Source organism: Paraburkholderia sp. BR10923 (assembly GCF_040948765.1).
GTDB lineage: Bacteria > Pseudomonadota > Gammaproteobacteria > Burkholderiales > Burkholderiaceae > Paraburkholderia > Paraburkholderia youngii.
The window spans coordinates 77,967-101,920 of the sequence record NZ_JBFPKO010000001.1; the positions used below are offsets into that span (position 1 = coordinate 77,967).

The window sequence follows — 23,954 nt, forward strand, 5'->3', positions numbered from 1 at the left end:
TTGATGCAGACTCCGCGGTTCAATAAAACGACTATCTGGGGGCGGTTGCCAGCATTTCTGTTCTGTGCAGCCGTGTTGTTGTCCGCTACACCGCGGGTCTTCGCTCAAGACGATCCGGTCGTCGCCCGTCGCACGGCCGCCGAACTGCTCGACCGCATCCATCAGGCCGCCCAACAGCAGAACTACGAGGGCGCCTTCGTCTATCAGCGCGGCAATTTCGTGCAGACGTCGCGCATTGCGCATTACTCCACGCATACGGACGGCGAGTTCGAGCAGCTCGAAAGCCTCGACGGCAAGCCGCGCAAAATGCTGCGCCACAACGACGACATGTACACGTTCCTGCCGGAACGGCGTATCGTGGTCTTCGAAAAGCGGCAGAACAAGGATTCATTCCCCGCGCTGCTGTCCGTGAACGGCGAGCAGGTACTGTCCGTCTACGAGCCGAAGATGCTGGGTGATGACCGCGTCGCGGGCGTCGACAGTCTGGTGATGGAACTGGATCCGAAAGACGCGTACCGGTTCGCGTACAAGCTTTGGGCCGACAACAAGACCGGTCTGCTGCTGCGCGCGCAGACGCTCGACCCGAGCGGCCAGGTGCTCGAGCAACTGTCGTTTTCGCAGGTCCGCATCGGCGTGCCGGTCGACAAAGCGGGCATCGTCAACGGCATTCGCAATCTCACGGGCTGGACGGTCGTGCGTCCGCCAGTCGAGCCGGTCGACATGGCCGCGCAGGGTTGGCTAATCAATCCGTCGGTGCGGGGTTTTCATATCATCCGTCAGTTGCGCCGTCCGATGGCGTCGCGCGAGGCGGGGCAGCCGCCGATCCCGGTCGACCAGGCCGTGTTTTCCGACGGCCTCGCGGCGATTTCGGTTTTCGTCGAGCCGGTCGAGAACAACACGCGCAAAGAGGGCACGGGCGATAGCGGCGCGACGCACGTCCTGGTCAAGCGTCAGGGTGACTTCTGGATTACCCTGCTCGGTGAGGTGCCCCAAACCACATTGCAGCAATTCGCGTCTGCCATAGAATACAAAGCTCCGAAGTAACCCTTCCGAATCCTGAAATCCCTCGGCTTGCTACGATATGACGACTTTCTCGGTGCGCAAATTCCTCGCGGCCGTAGTGGTGGCGGCGTGTTTGCCGCTTGTGCCGCATATGGCATCAGCGGCTCCCGCTGCCAATCTGCCCGACTTCACTGACCTCGTCGACAAGGTAGGCCCGGCGGTCGTCAATATTCGCACGACAACGCGCGTGTCGAACGGTAGTTCCCGCGGCGGCCTGCCGCCGGGTATGGACGACGGCGATATGTCGGAGTTCTTCCGGCGCTTCTTCGGGATTCCGTTGCCGCAGTCACCGCAATCACCGCGCGGTGGTGATAACGGCGGTGGCGGTGGAGGGGGGGGCGGCAGCGGCGGCAGCCCGGATTCACAGGACAACACCGACCCCGAACAGAACAGCGGGGTGGGCTCGGGCTTCATCCTGTCGGCGGACGGCTACGTGATGACCAACGCTCACGTCGTCGACGACGCGGATACGATCTACGTGACGCTGACCGACAAGCGCGAATTCAAGGCGAAGCTGATCGGGGTCGACGACCGTACCGACGTCGCGGTCGTGAAGATCAACGCGTCGAATCTGCCGACCATCACGATCGGCGATTCAAACAAGGTGCGCGTCGGCGAATGGGTCGTCGCGATCGGGTCGCCGTTCGGTCTCGAAAACACGGTGACGGCCGGTATCGTCAGCGCGAAGGGACGCGACACCGGCGACTACCTGCCGTTCATCCAGACCGACGTAGCCGTCAATCCGGGCAACTCGGGCGGCCCGCTAATCAACATGCAAGGCGAAGTGATCGGCATCAATTCGCAGATTTACAGCCGCACCGGCGGTTTCATGGGCATTTCGTTCGCGATTCCGATCGACGAAGCGATGCGGGTGGCCGATCAGCTGAAGAGTTCGGGCAAGGTGGTGCGCGGCCGCATCGCGGTGGCGATCGGTGAAGTGACGAAAGACGTCGCCGATTCGCTCGGCTTGCCGAAGGCGCAGGGCGCGCTCGTCAGCAGCGTCGAGCCGGGCGGCCCGGCCGACAAGGCCGGCGTGCAGCCGGGCGACATCATCCTGAAGTTCAACGGTCATTCGGTCGACACCGCCACGGACCTGCCGCGCATGGTCGGCGATACGAAGCCGGGCACGAAGACGTCGATCTCGATCTGGCGCAAGGGTCAGACGCGCGAACTGCCGATCACGATCTCGGAAATGCAGTCGGACAAGGTCGCGAAAGCGGATCAAAAGAAGCCACAGGCGCCGAAGCAGCGCGCGACCAACGCGCTTGGCATCGCGGTCAGCGACATTCCCGCCGATCAGCAGAAAGCGCTGAAGATTCAGAATGGCGTGCAGATCGACGCGGTCGACGGTCCGGCAGCCCGTGTCGGGCTCCAAAAGGGCGACATCATCCTGCGGGTTGGCGACATGGATGTGACGAGCGCGAAACAGTTCGACGAACTGACCTCACACCTCGATTCGCAGAAGATGGTCGCGTTGCTGGTGCGTCGCGGCGACAACACGCAGTTTGTGCCGATCCGTCCGCGCAGCGCGCAGAAATGACAAAGACGGCTTCGCTCACGCTCTATGGGCGCGCGTGGTGCCATCTGTGCGAGGACATGCGCGCCGCGCTCGAGCCGTTACTGGCCGAGTTCGGTGCGCAACTGGCGGTGATCGACGTCGACAGCGATCCGTTGCTCGAAGCTCGTTACAACGAGTGGGTGCCGGTGCTGGTATGCGATGGCGTCGAGTTGTGCCACTACCATCTCGACGAAGCGCGAGTGCGCGCAGCATTGGCGGCGCATGCGTCGCGTGTGGCCGCGGCGTCCTGATTTACATCCGCGCGGCATGGCGATTCGCGCGATCCATGCGCGGATTGTCGCGACTCGCCGCGATGCGCAGGGTAAATTTCTCGCATCTTCTACGCCGTCTTGAGGCCCGCGCTATGCAAGATGCGCCGGCCGAGGGGCTTTTCGGCTAAAATAGATAGGTTTTTCACCTACTTACAAGGCGTGCTCCGCTATTGTCCGGGCGCGCCTTTTCGCTTGATCGGCACTGAATGGATCATATTCGTAACTTCTCGATCATTGCGCACATCGACCATGGCAAGTCGACGCTCGCCGATCGCATCATCCAGATTTGTGGTGGTCTGTCCGACCGCGAGATGGAAGCTCAGGTGCTCGACTCGATGGATCTCGAGCGCGAGCGCGGCATTACCATCAAGGCGCAAACCGCCGCGTTGTCGTATCGCGCGCGCGACGGCCGAGTCTACAACCTGAACATGATCGACACCCCCGGGCACGTCGACTTCTCGTACGAAGTCAGCCGCTCGCTGTCCGCGTGCGAAGGTGCGCTGCTCGTCGTCGACGCGAGCCAGGGCGTGGAGGCGCAAACCGTCGCCAACTGCTACACGGCCATCGAACTCGGCGTCGAAGTGGTGCCGGTGTTGAACAAGATCGATCTGCCGGCGGCGAACCCCGAAAACGCGATCGCCGAGATCGAGGACGTGATCGGCATCGATGCGACCGACGCCACACATTGCAGCGCGAAGACCGGCCTCGGCGTCGAAGACGTGCTCGAAGCGCTGATCGCGAAAGTACCGCCGCCGAAGGGCGATCCGGAAGCGCCGCTGCAGGCGCTCATCATCGACTCGTGGTTCGACAACTACGTCGGTGTCGTGATGCTCGCGCGCATCGTCAACGGCACGCTGCGCCCGAAGGACAAGATCCGCCTGATGGCAACCGGCGCGCAGTATCCGGTGGAACATATCGGCGTGTTCACGCCGAAGTCGAAGAATCTCGAATCGCTGTCGGCGGGGCAGGTGGGCTTCATCATCGCCGGCATCAAGGAACTCGCGGCGGCGAAGGTCGGCGACACGGTTACGCTGGTGAACCAGCCGGCGGCCGAGCCGCTGCCGGGCTTCAAGGAGGTGAAGCCGCAGGTGTTCGCGGGTCTCTATCCGGTCGAAGCGAACCAGTACGACGCGCTGCGCGACTCGCTCGAAAAGCTGAAGCTGAACGACGCGTCGCTGCAGTACGAGCCGGAAGTGTCGCAAGCGCTCGGTTTCGGGTTCCGCTGCGGCTTCCTCGGTCTGTTGCACATGGAAATCGTGCAGGAACGTCTCGAGCGTGAGTTCGACATGGACCTGATCACGACGGCGCCGACCGTGGTCTACGAAGTTCTGCAGCGCGACGGCACAACCCTGATGGTCGAGAATCCGGCCAAGATGCCGGAGCCATCGAAGATCGAGGAAGTGCGCGAGCCGATCGTCACCGTGAACCTCTACATGCCGCAAGACTACGTCGGCGCGGTGATCACGTTGTGTACGCAGAAGCGCGGCAACCAGATCAACATGCAGTATCACGGTCGTCAGGTCCAGCTGACGTACGAAATCCCGATGGGCGAAGTCGTGCTCGATTTCTTCGATCGTCTGAAGTCGATTTCGCGGGGTTACGCGTCGATGGATTACGAGTTCAAGGAATACCGCGCGTCGGACGTCGTGAAGGTCGACATGCTGATCAACGGCGACAAGGTCGATGCGCTGTCGGTGATCGTCCATCGCTCGCAAAGCCAGTATCGCGGCCGCGAAGTGGCAGCGAAAATGCGCGAGCTGATTCCGCGTCAGATGTACGACGTAGCGGTTCAAGCCACGATCGGTTCGAACATTATCGCGCGCGAAAACATTAAAGCGTTGCGTAAGAACGTGCTGGCAAAATGCTACGGCGGTGATATCACGCGTAAGAAGAAGCTGCTTGAAAAGCAGAAGGCAGGCAAGAAGCGAATGAAGCAGGTGGGCTCGGTTGAAATCCCGCAAGAGGCTTTCCTCGCTATTCTGCGTGTCGAAGACAAATAAGTTGAATAACGGAACCCTATGAATTTCGCGCTGATTCTTTTTGTGCTCGTCGTTTTGACGGGTGTCGCATGGGTCGCGGACAAACTGGTTTTCCTGCCGAAACGGCGCCGCGAGGCAGAAGCCGCAGTCGCCGAATTCGATCGTCAGCAGGCGCGCATCGGCGAGCGTTTCGCCGATGAAAACGCCGCGCAAACCCGCGCGCGTTTGCGTGACGACAAGCTGCGTCAGCCGTGGTGGCTCGAATATACGGCGAGTTTTTTTCCGGTGATTCTGGTGGTGTTCGTCGTGCGCTCGTTCGTGGTCGAGCCGTTCAAGATCCCATCCGGCTCCATGGTGCCGACGCTGCTGGTGGGCGACTTCATCCTCGTCAATAAATTCGAATACGGTCTTCGTTTGCCGATCACCAATACGAGGATCACGCAGGGCCGTCCGGTCCAGCGCGGCGACGTGGTGGTGTTCCGTTATCCGAAAGACGAATCGGTCGACTACATCAAGCGTGTGATTGGCCTGCCGGGCGATGTGGTCGAGTATCAGGACAAGAAGTTGACCGTCAACGGCAAGCCGGTGCCAGAAACGCCGCTGCCCGATTATCTCGACGAAGAGCGGCTCGGCTACGCGAAGCAGTTCCAGGAAGATATCGACGGCCGCAAGAACGCGATTCTGAATAATCCGGCGGTGCCGCCGTTCATCGTTGGTGCGGAAGACTTCCCCTATCGCGACAACTGCCAATACAACGCACGTGGCGTCATCTGCAAAGTGCCGCCGGGCAACTTCTTCATGATGGGCGATAACCGTGACAACAGCGCGGATAGCCGGTACTGGGGTTTTGCGCCTGAACGCAATATCGTCGGCCGCGCATTTTTCATCTGGATGAACTTCAGCGATCTGCGACGCATCGGCTCCTTCCAGTGAGTCGTGTGCATTGATCGCTTCGTGATCACTTCATGAGCGATCACACGCCGCGCGAATAAACGGCACCGGTTATCTCGGTCGCGGCGTGTTGTCATGCTACTTTAAGAACTCGCGGTAACGTCGCTTCGCCACGCTTTTTCCTCTGGCGCCCCGCCTTTCCGCCGGGTCAGGCGCCCGCGTTATACTCTGCCCATGCCTCTATCTCCGTTGGAAAGCCGTTTGCGCTATGAATTTCGCAATGCGGAATTGCTGCGCCAGGCTTTAACACACCGCAGTCACAGCTCCACGCACAACGAACGGCTCGAATTTCTCGGCGACTCCGTTCTGAATTGCGCGGTGGCTGCGCTTTTGTTCCAACGTTTCGGCAAACTCGACGAAGGCGATCTGTCGCGCGTGCGTGCCAATCTGGTCAAACAGCAGTCCCTTTACGAGATTGCTCAGGCACTCAATATCTCCGAGGGCCTGCGCCTCGGCGAGGGTGAATTGCGCAGCGGCGGCTTCCGCCGGCCGTCCATCCTCGCGGATACGCTCGAGGCGGTGCTCGGTGCGATATTTCTCGACGGCGGCTTCGACGCTGCGCAGACGGTCATCAAACGCCTCTACGTGCCAATCCTCGATCATATCGACCCGCGTACGCTCGGCAAGGACGCTAAGACGCTGCTGCAGGAGTATCTGCAGGGCCACAAGATTGCATTGCCTACCTATACGGTCGTCGCCACCCATGGTGCGGCGCACAATCAGCAATTCGAAGTCGAATGCACGGTGCCGAAGCTCGACGTCAAGGTGTCCGGCTCGGGCGCGAGCCGTCGCGCGGCGGAGCAGGCGGCCGCAAAGAAAGCGCTCGACGAAGTAATGGCCGCGGCGCCTGCCGTAGTTGCGAAGCCGAAGCGTTCGAAAAGCGCGCGCGCCGCGAAAAACGCCGAGCAGGACATCGTGCCGGGTGTGACCGGCGTGCAGGCCGCACTGGATTTACGCACACCGGATCGCAAGAGCGCGCGCGGTGAAGGGCGGGCGCCTGCTGCGGTTGAAGCCCACGCCGACAAGTCTGCCGTGGAAAAGTCAGCGGTTGAAAGGCCTGCAGCCGAGCGTGCAGCGCCGGGCGCCGCCGGTGCGCCGTTGGCTGTCATCCGTGCCGCGCATGTGGAGTACAGCGGACATGACAAGCCGGAGCGCGCCGAGAAGTCCGAAAAGGCGGAGAGAGCCGACAAGGTTTCGGTGCACTCAGGCGAGAAACCTGTCGACAAGCCGGCCGAAAAACACACAGCGGACAAAACCCCCGACCTCAAAGCCGACGCGCCGTCACACGCGCGCAGCGCAGAGCGTCAGCGTAACCGCGAAGCCGCGCCGGGCACTACCTCATCGAGCGTTTCCGCCGCGCCCGCGTCGGTTGTCTCGGCGGCCCCGGCCGCACCTGCCGAACACGAACCCGGCGTCGCGGGCGCGGTGCAAACGCGCGTCGCCGATGCGGGCCATTGATTGCCATCGGCGTGCGCGTCGCGCACGCCGACCTGAACCTGCCGTAGTCCGAATATGAACGCTCCCACTCCCACTGGTTTTCGTTGCGGCATGGTCGCGATCGTCGGCCGCCCGAACGTCGGCAAGTCCACGCTGATGAACGCGCTGGTCGGCCAGAAAGTCAGCATCACGTCGCGCAAGGCGCAGACCACGCGCCATCGCATCACCGGCATCAACACGCTCGAAGACGCCCAGTACATCTTCGTCGACACGCCCGGTTTCCAGACCAAGCACAGCGGCGCGCTGAACCGCTCGCTGAATCGCGCCGTGACGTCGACGCTGACCTCGGTCGATGCGATCCTGTTCGTCATCGAAGCAGGCCGCTTCGGCCCCGACGACCAGAAGGTACTCGACCTGATTCCGGCGAAGGTGCCGACGTTGCTGATCGCGAACAAGCTCGATCGCGTGTCGGATAAAGACTCGCTGTTCCCGTTCATGCAGCAGATGAGCACGCTGCGCGAGTTCAACGAGATCGTGCCGCTGTCGGCGAAAAATACCGACGACATCAAGCGTCTGATGGCGACCATCAAGCCGTTCCTGCCGGAAGGCGAGCCGATCTACGGCGAGGACGACCTGACCGATCGCAGCGAGCGCTTCCTTGCGGCCGAAATCCTGCGCGAGAAAGTCTTCCGCTGGACCGGCGACGAACTGCCGTACACCAGCACCGTGCTGATCGACAAGTTCGAAACCGAAGGGCGGCTGCGCCGTATCTTCGCGACGATTCTCGTCGATCGCGACACGCACAAGGCGATGATCATCGGCCAGAAGGGCGCGAAGCTGAAGCAGATCAGCACCGAGGCGCGCCTCGACATGGCGAAGCTGTTCGACGGGCCGGTGTATCTCGAGACCTTCGTCAAGGTGAAGAGCGGCTGGGCCGACAACGAAGCCGGGCTTCGTGCGTATGGGTACGAATGACGCGTGGATGACGCTCCATTCAGACGAGGCTCCGGACCAACCGGAGCACGAGCCGTCGCGGCCCGCGCGTAGCGCGAGGAAGTCGTCGGCTCAGGCAAAAGGCGCGAAAAGCGCGAATAGCGCGCCCGCCGACGATGGCGAGCCGCGCAAAGCGCCGGCGCGTCGCGCGCCGCGCACCTCCACATCCGAATACCGGATCACCGAGCAGCCCGCGTTCGTGCTGCATAGCTACCCGTATCGCGAGACCAGCCTGATCATCGACGTGCTGTCGCGCGATCACGGTCGTCTCGCGCTCGTCGCGAAGGGCGCAAAGCGCCCGCACTCCGCGTTGCGCGGCGTGCTGCAAACGTTCCAGCCTTTGTCGCTCGCATGGTCGGGCAAATCCGAAATGCGCACGCTGACCGGCGCCGAGTGGGTCGGCGGCATGCTGCCGCTGACCGGCGACGCGCTGCTGTGCGGTTTCTATGTCAACGAACTGCTGGTGCGCTTCTGTGCGCGCGAAGACCCGCATCCGCAGTTGTTCCATCACTACGTCGTCACGCTGACGCGTCTTGCGCACGACGAGCCGCCGGTGCAGGTGCTGCGCTCGTTCGAGCGCGTGCTGCTGCGCGAGACCGGCTACGCGATGGCGCTCGACCGCACGGTCGCGCGCAAGGCCGTGCTCGCCGACGGCCGCTACGTGTTCGATCCCGAGCGCGGCGTGCGCGAGGCATCGGACGAATGGCCCGCGCAGTGGCCGGTGGTATCGGGACAAACCTTGCTCGATATGGAAAAGGACGATTACCATCGAGCGCAGACCGTCGCGCAAAGCAAAACGCTGATGCGCTTCCTGCTCAACACCTATCTCGGCGGCGCGCCGCTTGCTACCCGCCAGATCCTGATCGACCTGCAGAACTTATGAGCTTCTTCCTGACTTCGCCGACCGTGATCGACCTCGGCGTGAATATCGACCACGTTGCCACGCTGCGCAACGCGCGTGGCACGTCCTATCCCGATCCGATCCGCGCCGCGCTGATGGCCGAAGAAGCCGGCGCCGATGCGATCACGCTGCACCTGCGCGAAGATCGCCGGCATATCGTCGACGCCGACGTGCACAAGCTGCGTCCGCTGCTGAAAACGCGTATGAATCTCGAATGCGCGGTCACGGCCGAAATGCTCGACATCGCGTGCGAAGTGCAGCCGCACGACGTGTGCCTCGTGCCGGAAAAGCGCGCGGAGCTGACGACCGAAGGCGGTCTCGACGTCGCCGGCCAGTTCGAGGCGGTGCGCGCCGCATGCAAGCAACTGGCGGATGCCAACTCGCGCGTGTCGCTGTTCATCGATCCCGACGAAACGCAGATTCGCGCCGCGCACGAAGCCGGCGCACCGGTGATCGAGCTGCACACCGGCCGTTACGCGGAAGCGCACGATCCCGCCGAACAGCAGCGCGAATACGAGCGCATCGTGCGCGCGGTCGAATTCGGCACGACGCTCGGCCTCAAGGTGAACGCGGGCCACGGCCTGCACTACACGAACGTGCAGCAGATCGCGGCTATCGACGGCATCGTCGAACTCAACATCGGCCATGCGATCGTCGCGCACGCGATCTTCGCGGGCTGGGACAACGCGGTGCGCGAGATGAAGGCGATCATGGTCGCCGCGCGTCTCGGCGCGCGCGCGTAACCCAATCTCGCGACGGACGCACGCATGGCAATCTACGGAATCGGCACCGACATCGTTCAGGTCAGCCGTGTCGCAGCGGTGATGACTCGCACCAATGGCCGTTTCGCTGAGAAGGTGCTCGGTCCCGACGAACTTCGCGTCTACCACGCGCGTCAGGCCCGTTCGGCGGCGCGCGGTCTCGCGTTTCTCGCGACACGTTTTTCGGCGAAAGAGGCGTTCTCGAAGGCAATCGGCCTCGGCATGCACTGGCCGATGAGCTGGCGCGCGTTGCAGACGCTGAACCGGCCGAGCGGCGAGCCGATGGTGGTCGCCTCCGGCGAGCTGGCCGACTGGCTCGACGCGCGCGGCATCACGGCGCGCGTGACGATCAGCGACGAGCGTGATTACGCGGTGTCGTTCGTGATCGCCGAGACGCAGCGGCCGGACGAGACGGAAGGTTCGTTTGCCGCGTCGGCGTCGCGGGCTTCGTCCGCGCACTCCGCCACCGAATGAAAACGTTGAACGCGGCCGCTGACGGTCGCGTTTGTCTTTGCGACAGACTCTTTTCCAGCGGAATTCGATGAAAACCACACCCGGACCGGTGATGCTCGACGTGGTCGGCAAAACGCTGAACCGCGATGACAAAAGGCGTCTCGCTCACCCGATGACCGGCGGCGTGATCCTATTCGCGCGCCACTATGAGAGCCGCGCGCAACTGGTCGCGCTGACCGATGCGATCCGCGCGATTCGCCCGGATCTGCTGATCGCGGTCGATCACGAAGGCGGCCGCGTGCAGCGCTTTCGTACCGACGGCTTCACGGTGCTGCCGTCGATGGGCAAGCTCGGCGCGTTGTGGGACGAGGACGTGCTGCACGCGACGAAGGTGACGACCGCGGTCGGCTACATCCTCGCCGCGGAATTGCGCGCATGCGGTATCGACATGAGCTTCACGCCGGTGCTCGACCTGGACTATGGGCACTCGCAGGTGATCGGCGATCGCGCGTTCCATCGCGATCCGCGCGTGGTCGCGCTGCTCGCGAAGAGCCTCAATCACGGTCTCGCGCTCGCCGGCATGAGCAACTGCGGCAAGCATTTTCCGGGGCACGGATTCGCGCAGGCAGATTCGCACGTCGCGATGCCCGTCGACGAACGCCCGCTCGACGAGATCCTCGGCAACGACATCGCGCCGTACGACTGGCTCGGTCTGTCGCTTGGCGCGGTGCTGCCCGCGCACGTCGTCTATCCGGCGGTCGACGCGAAACCGGCCGGCTTCTCGCGCATCTGGCTGCAGGACATCCTGCGCGGCAAGCTCGGCTTCGAAGGCGCGATCTTCAGCGACGATCTATCGATGGAAGCCGCGCGCCAGGGCGGCACGCTGACCGAAGGCGCGCAAGCCGCGCTGGAGGCCGGCTGCGACATGGTGCTGGTCTGCAACCAGCCGGACGAAGCGGAGAAGGTGCTCGACGCACTGCGCGTCACGCCGTCGAAGGAATCGCTGCGGCGGCTGAAGCGCATGCGGCCGCGCGGCAAGGCGCTCACGTGGAGCAAGCTGATGGCCGAGCCACGGTACGCCGAAGCGCAGAAGCTGCTTCGCAGTACCTTTGCATAAATGGCAATGGCGCCTTGAAGCAATTCAAGGCGCCATTTCTTTATCAGCTTCGACTGGCTCGAACCGTCGTCGAGCAATCGCTCAGTTCAAGCGCATGCGCTGCAGCTTGTTATACAGCGTCTTCGGGCTGATTCCCAGCAACGACGCGGCGCGATGCCGCGTGCCGCCGACCGCATCGAGCGTCGCTCGAATCAGCATTTCTTCGACATCCGCGAGCGGCGTGCCGACCGTCACCTGCACGCGGCTACCGTTCAGCTCGCGGCCGTTGGCCGTGCCGGCTTCGTCGGCGCGCAACGATTCGATCACGTCGCCCGATGCCTGATAGGCGCGCCGCACGCGTTCCTGCAGCTCGCGCACGTTGCCCGGCCAGTCGTACGCGAGGCATTCGCGCAGGAAGTTCGGCCCCGCCTGCTTCGCGACCTCGGGCGTGCCGCGCGCGGTCGCTTCCACATTCAGTTCGTCGACGACTGCCTGCGCGATCAGCACCGGATCTTCGCCGCGCTCGCGCAGCGGCGGCAGGTTGACCGCGGCGGCCTCGAGACGCAGCGCGAGGTCCTGATGCAGCGAGCCGTCCGCGACCGCCGCGCGCGGCGGTTTGCGCGTCGACGCGATCAGTCGGAAGTCGGTCACGATCTGGTTGCTACCGCCCACGCGCATAAAGGTCTGCGAATCGAGCGCGCGCAACAGCGCTTCCTGCTGCGCGCGCGGCAACTCGGTGATTTCGTTGATGAACAGCGTGCCGCCGCTCGCCTGTTCGAAGAGGCCTGGCTCGCGCTGCTCGGCGCCGCCGAACGCGCCGCGTTCGTGGCCGAACAGCATGCTGTCGAGCGAGCGATTGAGGCCGCCGGCCGCCGCGCCGCGGCAATCGAAGGTGACGAATGGGCCTTTGCGACGGCGGCTCATGTCGTGCAGCGTGTGCGCGGCGATCTCCTTGCCGGTGCCGGCTTCGCCGGAGATCAGCACCGCCGCTTCGGTCGGCGCAAGCCGCTCGATCGTGTCGTACACGTGCTGAATCGTGCTGCTGCGGCCGAGCATCGAACCGAAGCGTCCCAGTTGACGCAGCGATGCGCGCAGCGCCTGGACTTCCTCGGTCAGTTCATAAGGCCGCGGAATGCGCGCGAGCAGGCTGCGCAGACGCGGGATGTTGACCGGCTTCAGCAGATAGTCCCAGATACCGTGCCGCAAGCCCTCGATCGCACTCTCGACGGTCGCATTGCCGGTCATCACGATCACCGGAAGCGCGCCGCCTGGCGGATGCGCGGGCAGATGCTGCAACAGATCGAGCCCGCTGCCATCCGGCAGATTCAGGTCGACGAGCACGACGTCCGGAATGAAGCGCGTCAATGCGCCGCGCGCCTCGGCGAGCGTGGTCGCGGTGTCGACTGAAAAGCCGTCGGCGGCGAGGATTGCCGACAGCCCGGACAGGCTATTGGGATCGTCTTCAACAATCAGGGCGTGTGGCATGGCGAGCGCAATTTTATGAATGGGTTGAATGCCCGGCGCGCCGCCAACGCTGATGGCGCGCACCGCGGGCTCCTGGGGGCTCGATGACAGGGCTAAACGAACGGTCCTTGTACGGTGAAAAAACGACAGCCGCCGGCACTGCGTCTTGAGCGGCGCGGGCCGGCGCCTGGAGTTCCTTCACTGCTCCTGTCAGAAATCCCGGTTGCTATCGAAAAACCGGCGCACTTCGAGTTCCGCCTGTTCACGGGTTTTGCCATAGCGTTCCTGAATCAGACCGGCGAGCTTGTCGGCCCGGCCTTCGGCCTTGGTCAGCTCGTCGTCGGTCAGTTCGCCCCATGCGGCCTTCGCCTTGCCGACCATCTGTTTCCATTTACCTTCAGCAATGTCGTTGTTCATGGTGCCTCTCCCACGGTGGAAATTGAGCAGTACTCGCGTAACTCTCTCCACCTAGCAGGGATCGTGCCAAAAAGCTTGGATGAAATGGATCAAGGGGCCTGCCGCGCGCGCGACGCGAATTCAGGATGTCGCGATGGCAATTTTGAGAAATTTGCCGGTAAAGTTTTCCTAAACCATACACGGCGCGACAGAAAAGAAAAAGCGCCCAAAAATTGAGCGCTCTGGGTGCAGGCCGGCAGGGCGCCGGCGCTGGCGGGGTGACGCAGGCCGCTGTTTAGGCGCGGCTGCGGTACTCGTGCGTACGGGTGTCGATTTCGATCTTGTCGCCGATGTTGCAGAAGAGCGGCACTTGCAGTTCGAAGCCGGTGTTCAGCTTGGCGTTCTTCAGGACCTTGCCCGACGACGTGTCGCCCTTGACTGCCGGTTCCGTGTAGATGATTTCGCGAACCAGCGTGGTCGGCAGTTCGACCGAGATGGCCTTCTCGTTGTAGAACACGACTTCGCAAGCCATGCCGTCTTCGAGGTAGTTCATCGCGTCGCCCATCATTTCGGCTTCGACCTCGTACTGGTTGTAGTCGGCGTCCATGAACACGTACATCGGGTCGGCGAAGTACGAGTACGTCACTTCCTTGCGCTCGAGCACGACGACGTCGAACTTGTCGTCCGCCTTGTACACGGTTTCCATGCCTGCGCCGGTCAGCAGGTTCTTGAACTTCATTTTGACGACGGCGGAGTTACGGCCCGATTTGTTGTATTCGGCCTTTTGCACGACCATTGCGTCTGCGCCGATCATCACGACGTTGCCGGTGCGGAGTTCCTGTGCGGTCTTCATAAAACTGTCCTGTACGAGATAAATAGCTTAACTGTTGCTCAACGGCATAGGTGCCAAGCGGCTTCGGCGTTTCGCCACCGCCTGCCGCGCGCCGCTCGAAGCGACCGCAGCCCGGATGCGTGAAACGGGACCGGCTCACGGCGAAAATCGCGGCGTGATGCCCCGGCGTTTCCACCTGTCCGTTACCTGAGTTTTTACCCTGTTCGGGCGTGTACACGAGTGGCGCCGATCTGCAACACGCCCAAACATACGTCCCTTTTTTGACATTCGCGTGCCCGACCAGGAGATTGGGACACGTGCTGTGTTTTTCGAGGGGACCGGTCAGACGGGCTGACCATGGGGTTGTTGCTCGAATCGGGCCGCGCTTGCGTCGTCGGCCGTTGGATAACCGCTTATTTTAACTGAGTTTTTGCGAACGAGGTCAGATTTCCGGCGAGATCGCCGACTTGCGCGAGTTCGACCGCCCAGGCGGCGGCGCGCCGCTTAAGCGCCGGATAGTGGCGCTGGAATTCCGCCCAGTCCGGCTGACCCGCGCCGTTCCACGCGTGCCAGAAACGCCCGAGCGCGGCGCGGGCGTTCCTGGACAGCGTGCGCGTGTAGTGCGCGAGCGCGGCGTCGAGCTTTGGCAGATGGGCGTCGTCGGCCTGCGGATAGATGTGCCAGACGAACGGCTTGGCGGCCCACTGCGCGCGCACGAACGAGTCCTCGCCGCGGACGAAATTGATGTCGCTCACCCATAGCAGTGCGTCGTAGCCCGGCTGTTCGGTGAAGGCGAGTGCGTGCGCGCTGAGGTTGCCGCGCGTCGCATGGGTGCCCGCCGCAAACGACGGTAGGCCGAAAAAACGCGCGAGCGCGCCGGAAATGCGACCTTCGGGCACCAGCAGCACGATTGGGCTTGCGCTGTCGCGCCATTGTTCGAGCAGACTGTCGACGGCCGGGTTTTCGTATGTGAACAACGACACGACGGTCGCGTCGGCGGGCGGCGGCGCGTGGCCCGTGACGTTGCGCCACCAGTTGGTGCGCGCGGCCGGCGAGCCTTCGAACGCGGCGCGCGCCGCGTCGAGATCGCGCTCCTTCAAGACGCCACCGGTGCCGGGGCAGAGGCCGGGAAAAAAGAAGATCTTGCTGAGCGCGTAGCGCGGATGCGGCGACGGCCGCAAATGAAAATCGGCGATCCAGTCCTCGGCGCTCAGATATTCGAGGTTGAACCACAGCGGCGTGCGCGCGCGCTCGGCCATCGCCGTGATATAGACGGGAGGCAGTTCGCAGCCGAACGCCTCGATCACGACGTCGGCGACTTCGAGCGTGTCGCCCGCATGGGACGGCTCGTGCCAATGCTCGATGACAATGCCGTCGAGCGTTTGCCGCGCACGCTCGAGCACGAGCGACGGGCACAGCCTCTTGAACGCATGCAGATCGTCGACGAACACGCGCACCTGCCAGCCATGCTCGCGCGCGAGTTGGCGCGCGAGACGCCAGCACACGCCGATGTCGCCGAAGTTGTCGATGACCGCGCAGAAGATATCGCAGGCGATCGGGTTGGCAGGGGCGGCGGGTGATCCGGAAGCGGGTGCGACGGAGGACATGGCGGCTCGGCTGGCTCGGTGACTCCGGCGACGCGGAGCGGGTTCGAACGAACGCGGAATGTTCTAAACTGGCGATTCTAAAGCCTCGCTCGCGATCGCGCGCGCCGTTTGTCCGCCACGCGGGCCGCATGGCGCGACGCGCGACACGACCCCCGGTGCATGGTGCCGGGCACCCGCCGGCGCAATCGGCGCAATCGGCGCAATCGGTGCAATCGGCGAGGCAGCGCGAGACAGTCCCACCCCAATCGATCCCGCATGACCGAACCCGAAGCAACCGACGCCCCCGACACCTTCGAGCCGAAAAAAGTGCTCGCCCAACTGCCGCATCTGCCCGGCGTGTACCGCTATTACGACATGAGCGGCGTGGTGCTCTACGTCGGCAAGGCGCGCAATCTGAAGAAGCGCGTATCGAGCTATTTCACGAAGACGCAGCTGTCGCCGCGTATCGCGATGATGGTCACGCGCATCGCGCGCATCGAGACGACGGTCACGCGTTCCGAGGCCGAGGCGCTGCTGCTCGAAAACAACCTGATCAAGGCGCTCACGCCGCGGTACAACATCCTGTTTCGCGACGACAAGTCGTACCCCTATCTGAAGCTGACCGGCCACAAATTTCCGCGCATGGCCTATTACCGCGGCTCGGTCGATCGCAAGAACCAGTACTTCGGTCCGTTCCCGAGCGCGTGGGCGGTGCGCGAGAGCATCCAGATCCTGCAGCGCGTGTTCCAGTTGCGCACCTGCGAGGACTCGGTGTTCAACAACCGGACGCGGCCGTGTCTGCTGCATCAGATCGGCCGCTGCACGGCGCCGTGCGTTGCGAATATCAGCGAAGAGGACTACGCGCGCGACGTCGCCAACGCGTCGCGCTTTCTGCTCGGCCGCCAAGGCGAGGTGATGAAAGAGCTCGAGCAGAAGATGCACGCGTTCGCGAGCGAGCTCAAGTTCGAACAGGCCGCGGCGGTGCGCAACCAGATGAGCTCGCTGTCGACGGTGCTGCATCAACAGGCGATCGAAGTCGGCAGCGATAGCGACGTCGACATTCTCGCGGTGGTCGCGCAGGGCGGCCGCGTGTGCGTGAATCTCGCGATGGTGCGCGGCGGGCGGCATCTCGGCGACAAGGCGTACTTTCCCGCGCACGTGGAGAGCGCGTTGACGGCGGAAGAAGGCGGGCTGGAAGAAGACGGCGATCAGGACGATGCATCGGCGGGTGGGCAAGCAGTCGCGCCGTCGGCCGCAGCGGCGAGGGCCACGGCCGATGCGCTCGCGATCGCGCAGGACATGCCATCGGAAGACGAAGACACCGATGGTAGTGACGAAGAAGCGCTCGACGAGGCTACCGAAGCGACCGCGGACGCCATCAGCGACGAAGGCACGGACGAAGGCGCCGACGGGAACCCAGAATCCGGCCCGGCGGCGAAGGGGCGCAAAGGCCGCGCGCCCGGCGGCGTCGAATCCGAAGTGCTCGAAGCGTTCATCGCGCAGCATTACCTCGGCAATCGCGTGCCGCCGGTGCTGGTGGTCAGCCACGCGCCGGCGCGCGAACTCGTCGACTTGCTGATCGAGCAGGCGGGCCACAAGGTGAGCGTGCTGCGTCAACCGCAGGGACAGCGGCGCGCGTGGCTCGCGATGGCCGAGCAGAACGCGCGGCTCGCGCTCGCGCGGCTGCTCTCCGAGCAGGGCTCGCAGCAGGCGCGCACTCGCGCGCTGACCGACACGCTCGGCATGGAATGCGACGACCTCGCGCATCTGCGCATCGAATGCTTCGACATCAGTCACACGATGGGCGAGGCGACGCAGGCGTCGTGCGTCGTCTATCACCATCACAAGATGCAGTCGTCCGAGTATCGCCGCTACAACATCACCGGCATCACGCCCGGTGACGATTACGCGGCGATGCGCCAGGTGCTCACGCGCCGCTACGAAAAGATGGTCGCGCAAGCCGCCGCGAATGCGAGCGACGAAGCCGCCGAATCGCAAAGCGACGCGGCCGCCGATCCGTCGCTAGCCGCCGATGCCGCCGAGCCTGCCGCAGCCGGCGGCGTGCTGCCGACCATCGTGCTGATCGACGGCGGCAAGGGGCAGGTGGAGATCGCTCGGCAGGTGTTCACGGAGCTGGGGCTCGATACCGGCATGCTGGTCGGCGTCGCGAAGGGCGAGGGGCGCAAGGTCGGTCTCGAGACGCTAATTTTCGCCGACGGCCGTGCGCCCCTCGAACTCGGCAAGGAAAGCGCCGCGCTGATGCTGGTCGCGCAGATCCGCGACGAAGCGCACCGCTTCGCGATCACCGGCATGCGCGCCAAACGCGGCAAGACGCGCCAGACCTCGCGGCTCGAAGAACTCGAAGGCGTGGGGGCCAAGCGGCGTCAGCGCCTGCTCGCGCGGTTTGGCGGCTTGCGCGGTGTGGTGGCGGCGAGCGTCGAGGATCTCGCGAGCGTTGAAGGTATTTCGCAGGCGCTCGCCGAGCAGATCTACCGGCAACTGCATTGAATCGACGAGCCGCGTTGCGCTGTTATCGGTACCACGGCCCGCTGGAGCCGACGCGTCGCGCAGCGGATGTGCCGGCTGGCGCGTCCGCGAACCACGCGCCGGGCGCGCGGCCCGCTTGCCGCCTCCGCGCGGCCATGCCCGGCCCGCTTGCTTGTGGCAGGCCTTGCGACACGGCACAATTGCAACTCACTCGTCAGACGCTGCGCCTGCCCCATGCCGTTTAATTTCCCGATATTCCTGACCTGGCTGCGGATCGTGCTGATTCCGCTCGTCGTCGGTGTGTACTATTTACCTGACATGATGATGAGCCCCGCGCACCGCAATCTCGCAGCCGCGACGATCTTCATCCTGGCGGCGCTCACCGACTGGTTCGACGGCTTTCTGGCCCGCAAATGGAATCAGACCTCGGCATTCGGCGCGTTTCTCGATCCAGTCGCCGATAAGCTGATGGTCACTGCGGCGCTGCTCGTGCTCGTGCAGCTCGCGCGGATCGATTCGGCGATCGCGCTCGTGATCGTCGGACGCGAAATTGCAATCTCGGCGCTGCGCGAATGGATGGCGCAGATCGGCGCATCGAAGAGCGTTGCTGTGAACTCGCTCGGCAAGTTCAAGACAGCTTGCCAGATGGTCGCGATTCCGATGCTGCTGTTCTATGGTCCGCTGCCGCTCGGCGGCGGCGTGACGGTCGACACCCGGGTGTGGGGCCTGTGGCTGATCTATCTGGCCGCGTTCCTGACGATCTGGTCGATGCTGTACTACATGAAGCTCGCGTGGCCGCAGATTCGTGAGCGCGGTGGTGTCGCGTGACGGCGTGAACAAAAGGAGCGCGCGGACGCAAAAGTGTGTTCGAACCCTTCGCTAACGAGCGAAATATTTCTTTAAAACAGATGGGTCAAAAGGGGGTTGACACGTTTCAGTCGTTTCTCCATAATCTCGTTTCTCCGATGCACGCAACGCGAAACACCGGAGACGCAGTAAGGCAGTAGCAGTAAATGCAGTACGACGCGGGAATAGCTCAGTTGGTAGAGCGCAACCTTGCCAAGGTTGAGGTCGCGAGTTCGAGCCTCGTTTCCCGCTCCAGTTTTCGAAGCATCGCGTTGTTTGGCGAAGTAAAAAACGCAGCGCGGTGTGAAGCAGTTCAATGCGGGAGTAGCTCAGTTGGTAGAGCGCAACCTTGCCAAGGTTGAGGTCGCGAGTTCGAGCCTCGTCTCCCGCTCCATACATCAGGGGAAGCAACGCTTCCCTTTTTGTTTGGAAGGCCGGTCGTTCTGAACTTTCCAGAGCTTCGGTTCTTCTGGTGACCACCAGATAAATCTGCGAACCCGTATCTAGGTTCCAGTCCGCTTGCGGCGCGATAGCAAAGCGGTTATGCAGCGGCCTGCAAAGCCGTTTAGGCCGGTTCGACTCCGGCTCGCGCCTCCAGTCTTTGATGTAAAGCGAAAGCCCCGACTTGTCGGGGCTTTTCTTTTTTCTATTTCCTCTTTTGCCAGCTTTTGCCGACCGTCGTCAGCGATGTGAGCGAACCGGTCGATCCCATCGCGTGCTGTAGACGTCGCTTCGAATCAATCAGAAACGGAGAGTGGATTTGATTGGCGGCAGGGCAGCGTTGTTCAGGAACCAGCATGACCGCATTTTTCGGTGTATCGCTATTGCCGGGTTTGACTCCGGCTCACACATGAGCAGCGCATTCTGATTAATGGCGTGTCCGGCTCGCGGAGAAGGACAAAGCACGTCGGCGCGCCGCATCCGGAACGGACGATAGAATCACAGCACCGTCATCGCCCGCTCTCATTGAAGCCGCATGTATTTCCACCTCACCGGCACACAGGTCCGCTTGCTCGGCTCGATGCATCTGTTTCCCGCGACGAGCCGTCGAACGCCGCCATGGATCGCCGACGCCTATGACTGGGCTGAGACGCTCGTATTCGAGTCGTATCCAGCGACGATCCTGCCGTTTCTCAAAGCCGACGCACACCCCGCTGCCGCACAACTGCGACCCTTGATGCGCGACGAGGCCTGGACCCAACTGCACGTGCTATGGCCAACCGATGGTCTGCTCGCGCCGCTTGAAACACTGCGTCCGTGGGCCGCGCTGATCGTCGCGCCTACGCTGCTGCAGCAGGTCGTCGAGGGTGTCGAGCCGCGCATGTTGCGCTCGGCGATCGCGCAGGCGAAGCCGTACCGCTATCTCGAGTCCGCACAGGACGTCGCCGTCACGCTCGAATCGATTCCGCTCGAAGCCATTGCCGCCGCGCTCGACATGCTGATGGCCGATCGTGGCGAGCCGCAGCGCACGCTCGAACGGATGCACGCGGCGTGGCTGGACGGCGATCTGCAAGCGATACAGCAAATCGCCGTCGAATCGCCGATGTTCAATCTGCCCGGCATCCGTCAGGCGATTCTCGACGTGCGCAATCGCGCATGGGCCGCGCGGCTGAACGAATTGCTGGACGTGCACGAGCGCACGCTGGTGGTCGTCGGCGCGCTGCATCTGTGCGGTCCCGACAATCTGCTCGACTGTCTCGCGCGACCCCTGCAAGCAGTGTTCTGAGCGCGTGCGCGGATTTCGCGACTGCACACGGCCGTGTCGACCGCCCGGACGACTGGCCGTTTCCTCAATTCCACGCGCCGGAATGCCGCTATACACTAATCCTTACCCCTCAGAACATCCGACACCCGCCGACCTCACTCCATGCTCGTTCCTCCGATCCCCAGCAATGAAAGCGCCCGTCTCGACGGATTGCACGCACTGCATATTCTCGACACGGCGCCGGAAGAGCGCTTTGATCGCCTGACCCGCCTCGCGCGGCGGCTATTCGGTGTGCCGATCGCCGTCGTCAGTCTCGTCGATGCGAACCGGCAGTGGTTCAAATCGTGCATCGGCCTGGAGGAGAGCGAGACCTCGCGCGACGTGTCGTTTTGCGCGCACGCCATTCTCGGCGACGATATTTTCATGGTGCCCGACACGCTCGCCGATCCGCGCTTCAACGACAATCCGTTCGTCACCGACGAACCGCACATCCGCTTCTACGCAGGCTGTCCGCTGCAGGTTGCGAACGGCGGCAAGGTCGGCACGCTGTGCCTGCTCGACACGAAGCCGCGCATGCTCGATGACGAAGATCGCGCGTTGCTGCGCGACCTCGCGCGCATGGCCGAACAGGAACTCGCCGCGATCCAGCTGGCCACGCTCGACGACCTCACGCTGCTGTCGAACCGACGCGGTTTCGAAGTGCTCGCACAACACGCGCTGAACGTCTGTCGGCGCATGAATAAGCCGGCGTCGCTGCTGTTCTTCGATCTGAACGACTTCAAGCAGATCAACGACACGCTCGGACACGCCGAGGGCGACCGCGCGCTGCAAGCCTTCGCCGAGGTGCTACGCGCTGCGCTGCGCGAAAGCGACGTGATCGGGCGGCTCGGCGGCGACGAGTTCGTCGCGCTGCTGACCGGCGCCAGCAACGCGGAGACGCATGAAGTGACGCAGCGTCTCGAGCACCTGCTCGACCAGCGCAATGCCGAGTTGCTGCGCGGCTATCAGATCCACTTCAGCGTCGGCCAGGTGACGTACGAGCCGACGCGCCACGGCACGGTCGCCGAACTGCTCGCCGCGGCCGATGCGGCGATGTATAGCCACAAGCAGGCGTCGAAGGCGCGCTCGGCGCAACGGCACTGACGGGCGCCCGGCCCGCGGCCAATCTCCAGCCGACTCGCGCGATGGCCCGACACAGGCACGCGCGGCATAATTGCGGATCGTTGCCCGCGCTGTCGCGCATTGACCTGAAAGCTACCGATGACTGATTTGCAGCACACCGCCGCCGCGCGGCTCGCCCAACTCGAATGGCGCTGGAAGCCGTTCGCGGACCTCACGAGCGTCGAAGTCTATGAGATGCTGGCCGCCCGCAGCGCGGTGTTCGTCGTCGAACAGAACTGCGTGTATGGCGATATCGATGGGCTCGATGTCGAAGCCTGGCATCTGCTCGCGTATGGCACCGGCGGCGACGCGGCGCTGCCGCCGTTGGCCGGCTATTTGCGCGTGTTGTTGCCCGATGCGACGGATGCCGACGTACGCATCGGCCGGGTGTTGACCACCGCGTCGTTTCGCGGCATCGGTCTCGGCAATACGATGCTCGAACGCTCGCTCGCGCATATTCGTGCGCAGTGGCCCGATACGCCGATCCGTCTGCACGCGCAGGCGCATCTGCAAGGCTTTTACGGTGCGTTCGGCTTCGAGCCGGTCTCGGAGATTCACGACGAAGACGGCATCCCGCATGTGTGGATGCGCTCGCCCTGAACGCGAGCGGGTCAGCGAGGCCCGTTCGCGGTCGTCGACACCGCATGCGTGAGCCCGCGCGCCGCTTTCGCACGCCGCTCGGCACGCAGGCGTCCGCGCGCCGACAGCCGCATCCAGTGACGCAGCGCGATCAGCGCGCCGACCACGCTCATCATCGAACCCGGAATCCATAGCAGCAGCCCGCCGATCTGCTGATCGCGCATCGGGCTCAGCCATGTGAACGCGCGGCCGCAGATCGAATAGATCGGATACAGCTCGTGCGGCGTAAAGAAGATGAACGCGCCGAGGATGATCTGCGGCGGAATCGCCGCAATGACGACGAGCACGCGCTTGCCCGGCGACAGACGCGCGGGCGGCGCCGGACGCGGATCGAGCACGAGCCACCAGAACAGCAGGCCGTCGATCGCCATGCTCCAGTTCATCACGCGATAGATCCGCCAGTCGAGCATCGCGATGAAATGGATCGGCGACAGCAGCCAGAAATAGATCAGCCCGACGAATAGCGTGACCGCCACGACCGGGTGCATGACCACGTCGAGCGCCCCGCGCACGAGCGGAGTTTGCAGCGCGGGCCGCACGAAGCGCTGTCGCCAGCGCAATGGAATGCCCGCGCGCAACGCCGCGCCTGGATACGACAGCGCAATGAAGAACGGCCCGAGGTGATGCAGCACCAGATGCTGCAATCGATGCATGAAGAACTCATGCTCAAAGAAATAATCGAGCCGTGTATGCAGCACGACATACAGCGCGACCAGCCCGAACCAGAAAGACAGACGCCGCGCGAACGACAGCCGCGCCTTGCGCGCGCCGCGCACGAACAGGATCGCAGGAATCAGCAACGCGATCACGACGGTCGGCGAAAACTCCCAGGGATCGAGCCAGTAGAGCAGGTTCATGGCGATGGCGTGTGCGGTGGCGGCGGCCCGTGTTGCCGCTTACTTGGTCTCGCCCGGCCCTTTGACCGCGAACGGCGCGCTCAACGTTTCGCCATCGGAAAACTTCAGCGTCAGATGCACGGTGTCGCCCGGCGCGATCTTGTGCTTCGCGTCCTCGAGCATCAGGTGATAGCCGCCCGGCGTGATCGCGACCTGGCCATGCGCGGGCACCGTCAGCTTGTCGACCATCACCATCTTCTGGGTCGAACCGTTCGATACGGTTTGATGCAGCATCGCGTCGCCGTAGTCGTCGCTCGATACGTCAACGAGGTCGATCGGCCTGTCGCTCGCGTTGACGAGCGTCGCATAGCCGGCCGCAGGCAGGTTGTTCGGCAGCCAGCGGACCCACGCGTCCTTGATGCTGATCGCGTGAGCATCAGCCGCGTGCGCGGCGGACGCGACGCCGAAAGACAGCACGAGCGTGCAGGCGAGGGAAGCGAATGGTCTGAGCTTGATCGTCATGATGGAATGGAGTGGGA

At 63.6% G+C, this 23,954-nt stretch carries 22 protein-coding genes and 3 tRNA genes; 19 read left to right on the forward strand and 6 right to left on the reverse strand.

All coding sequences use genetic code 11. The features are described 5' to 3' along the window. Positions 1-3: 3 nt before the first annotated feature. From AB3X94_RS00400 to nagZ, 11 genes are all read left to right on the forward strand, one after another. Complete coding sequence (locus AB3X94_RS00400; protein WP_368610552.1) at positions 4-1,044, forward strand: MucB/RseB C-terminal domain-containing protein; 1,041 nt, start codon at positions 4-6, stop codon at positions 1,042-1,044. A 37-nt stretch (positions 1,045-1,081) separates the two neighbouring features. Continuing rightward, positions 1,082-2,602, forward strand: a complete 1,521-nt coding sequence (locus AB3X94_RS00405; RefSeq protein ID WP_368590563.1) for a DegQ family serine endoprotease — start codon at positions 1,082-1,084, stop codon at positions 2,600-2,602. Further along, on the forward strand, positions 2,599-2,871 hold the full coding sequence (locus tag AB3X94_RS00410; protein ID WP_176105461.1) for a glutaredoxin family protein: 273 nt from the start codon (positions 2,599-2,601) through the stop codon (positions 2,869-2,871). Before AB3X94_RS00405 ends, AB3X94_RS00410 begins: the two co-directional genes overlap by 4 nt. A 227-nt stretch (positions 2,872-3,098) precedes the next feature. Then, on the forward strand, positions 3,099-4,892 hold the full coding sequence (lepA, locus tag AB3X94_RS00415) for a translation elongation factor 4 (RefSeq protein ID WP_176105462.1): 1,794 nt from the start codon (positions 3,099-3,101) through the stop codon (positions 4,890-4,892). 18 nt (positions 4,893-4,910) lie between these two features. Continuing rightward, the gene (gene lepB, locus AB3X94_RS00420) at positions 4,911-5,804 is read left to right on the forward strand and encodes a signal peptidase I (RefSeq protein WP_013090047.1); all 894 of its coding nucleotides are present in this window, start codon (positions 4,911-4,913) and stop codon (positions 5,802-5,804) included. A 192-nt stretch (positions 5,805-5,996) separates the two neighbouring features. Then, the gene (rnc, locus tag AB3X94_RS00425; protein ID WP_176105463.1) at positions 5,997-7,280 is read left to right on the forward strand and encodes a ribonuclease III; all 1,284 of its coding nucleotides are present in this window, start codon (positions 5,997-5,999) and stop codon (positions 7,278-7,280) included. Positions 7,281-7,334: 54 nt separating this feature from the next. Beyond that, positions 7,335-8,234 carry a GTPase Era gene (gene era / locus AB3X94_RS00430; RefSeq protein ID WP_050783920.1) on the forward strand — a complete coding sequence of 300 codons (900 nt, stop codon included), beginning with the start codon at positions 7,335-7,337 and terminating at the stop codon, positions 8,232-8,234. After that, on the forward strand, positions 8,221-9,135 hold the full coding sequence (gene recO / locus AB3X94_RS00435; protein WP_176105464.1) for a DNA repair protein RecO: 915 nt from the start codon (positions 8,221-8,223) through the stop codon (positions 9,133-9,135). The genes era and recO overlap by 14 nt, the downstream gene beginning before the upstream one ends. After that, positions 9,132-9,896: a pyridoxine 5'-phosphate synthase gene (pdxJ, locus tag AB3X94_RS00440; protein WP_176105465.1), complete on the forward strand. Its 765-nt coding sequence runs from the start codon at positions 9,132-9,134 to the stop codon at positions 9,894-9,896. Before recO ends, pdxJ begins: the two co-directional genes overlap by 4 nt. Positions 9,897-9,920: 24 nt before the next feature. Next, the gene (gene acpS / locus AB3X94_RS00445) at positions 9,921-10,388 is read left to right on the forward strand and encodes a holo-ACP synthase (protein WP_176105466.1); all 468 of its coding nucleotides are present in this window, start codon (positions 9,921-9,923) and stop codon (positions 10,386-10,388) included. Positions 10,389-10,455: 67 nt separating this feature from the next. Further along, the gene (gene nagZ / locus AB3X94_RS00450; protein ID WP_176105467.1) at positions 10,456-11,484 is read left to right on the forward strand and encodes a beta-N-acetylhexosaminidase; all 1,029 of its coding nucleotides are present in this window, start codon (positions 10,456-10,458) and stop codon (positions 11,482-11,484) included. Positions 11,485-11,565: 81 nt separating this feature from the next. Here nagZ and AB3X94_RS00455 read toward each other — a convergent pair whose 3' ends face one another. The 4 genes from AB3X94_RS00455 to earP all read right to left on the reverse strand — a co-directional run bounded on the left by AB3X94_RS00455 (position 11,566) and on the right by earP (position 15,762). Beyond that, the gene (locus AB3X94_RS00455) at positions 11,566-12,948 is read right to left on the reverse strand and encodes a sigma-54 dependent transcriptional regulator (RefSeq protein WP_176110284.1); all 1,383 of its coding nucleotides are present in this window, start codon (positions 12,946-12,948) and stop codon (positions 11,566-11,568) included. Positions 12,949-13,137: 189 nt separating this feature from the next. Continuing rightward, on the reverse strand, positions 13,138-13,344 hold the full coding sequence (locus tag AB3X94_RS00460) for a CsbD family protein (protein WP_176105468.1): 207 nt from the start codon (positions 13,342-13,344) through the stop codon (positions 13,138-13,140). Positions 13,345-13,618: 274 nt separating this feature from the next. Continuing rightward, complete coding sequence (gene efp, locus AB3X94_RS00465; RefSeq protein WP_176105469.1) at positions 13,619-14,176, reverse strand: elongation factor P; 558 nt, start codon at positions 14,174-14,176, stop codon at positions 13,619-13,621. A 392-nt stretch (positions 14,177-14,568) separates the two neighbouring features. Further along, positions 14,569-15,762: an elongation factor P maturation arginine rhamnosyltransferase EarP gene (gene earP / locus AB3X94_RS00470; protein WP_368610553.1), complete on the reverse strand. Its 1,194-nt coding sequence runs from the start codon at positions 15,760-15,762 to the stop codon at positions 14,569-14,571. 255 nt (positions 15,763-16,017) lie between these two features. Here earP and uvrC point away from each other — a divergent pair, with 255 nt between their 5' ends. The 8 genes from uvrC (at position 16,018) to AB3X94_RS00510 (ending at position 22,540) form a co-directional block, all read left to right on the forward strand. Further along, the gene (gene uvrC / locus AB3X94_RS00475) at positions 16,018-18,249 is read left to right on the forward strand and encodes an excinuclease ABC subunit UvrC (protein WP_368610554.1); all 2,232 of its coding nucleotides are present in this window, start codon (positions 16,018-16,020) and stop codon (positions 18,247-18,249) included. 213 nt (positions 18,250-18,462) lie between these two features. Then, positions 18,463-19,056 carry a CDP-diacylglycerol--glycerol-3-phosphate 3-phosphatidyltransferase gene (gene pgsA / locus AB3X94_RS00480; protein ID WP_176105472.1) on the forward strand — a complete coding sequence of 198 codons (594 nt, stop codon included), beginning with the start codon at positions 18,463-18,465 and terminating at the stop codon, positions 19,054-19,056. A 197-nt stretch (positions 19,057-19,253) separates the two neighbouring features. Next, a tRNA-Gly gene (locus AB3X94_RS00485) sits at positions 19,254-19,329 on the forward strand. 63 nt (positions 19,330-19,392) lie between these two features. After that, positions 19,393-19,468: transfer RNA gene (locus AB3X94_RS00490), tRNA-Gly, on the forward strand. A gap of 129 nt (positions 19,469-19,597) precedes the next feature. After that, positions 19,598-19,671 (forward strand) — tRNA-Cys (locus AB3X94_RS00495). A gap of 379 nt (positions 19,672-20,050) precedes the next feature. Then, on the forward strand, positions 20,051-20,800 hold the full coding sequence (locus AB3X94_RS00500) for a TraB/GumN family protein (protein WP_368610555.1): 750 nt from the start codon (positions 20,051-20,053) through the stop codon (positions 20,798-20,800). 141 nt (positions 20,801-20,941) lie between these two features. Beyond that, positions 20,942-21,922, forward strand: coding sequence for a sensor domain-containing diguanylate cyclase (locus tag AB3X94_RS00505; RefSeq protein WP_176105474.1), 981 nt, complete (start codon positions 20,942-20,944; stop codon positions 21,920-21,922). Between the two features lie 117 nt (positions 21,923-22,039). Then, a complete protein-coding gene (locus AB3X94_RS00510) occupies positions 22,040-22,540 on the forward strand; it encodes a GNAT family N-acetyltransferase (protein WP_176105475.1) in 501 nt (166 codons plus the stop codon). Between the two features lie 11 nt (positions 22,541-22,551). Here the strand turns inward: AB3X94_RS00510 and AB3X94_RS00515 are convergent, their stop codons facing one another. Together AB3X94_RS00515 and AB3X94_RS00520 are read right to left on the reverse strand one after the other, a co-directional pair. Further along, positions 22,552-23,436 carry a cytochrome c oxidase assembly protein gene (locus AB3X94_RS00515; RefSeq protein ID WP_176105476.1) on the reverse strand — a complete coding sequence of 295 codons (885 nt, stop codon included), beginning with the start codon at positions 23,434-23,436 and terminating at the stop codon, positions 22,552-22,554. Positions 23,437-23,475: 39 nt separating this feature from the next. Next, the gene (locus AB3X94_RS00520) at positions 23,476-23,937 is read right to left on the reverse strand and encodes a copper chaperone PCu(A)C (RefSeq protein WP_176105477.1); all 462 of its coding nucleotides are present in this window, start codon (positions 23,935-23,937) and stop codon (positions 23,476-23,478) included. Positions 23,938-23,954: the final 17 nt, after the last annotated feature.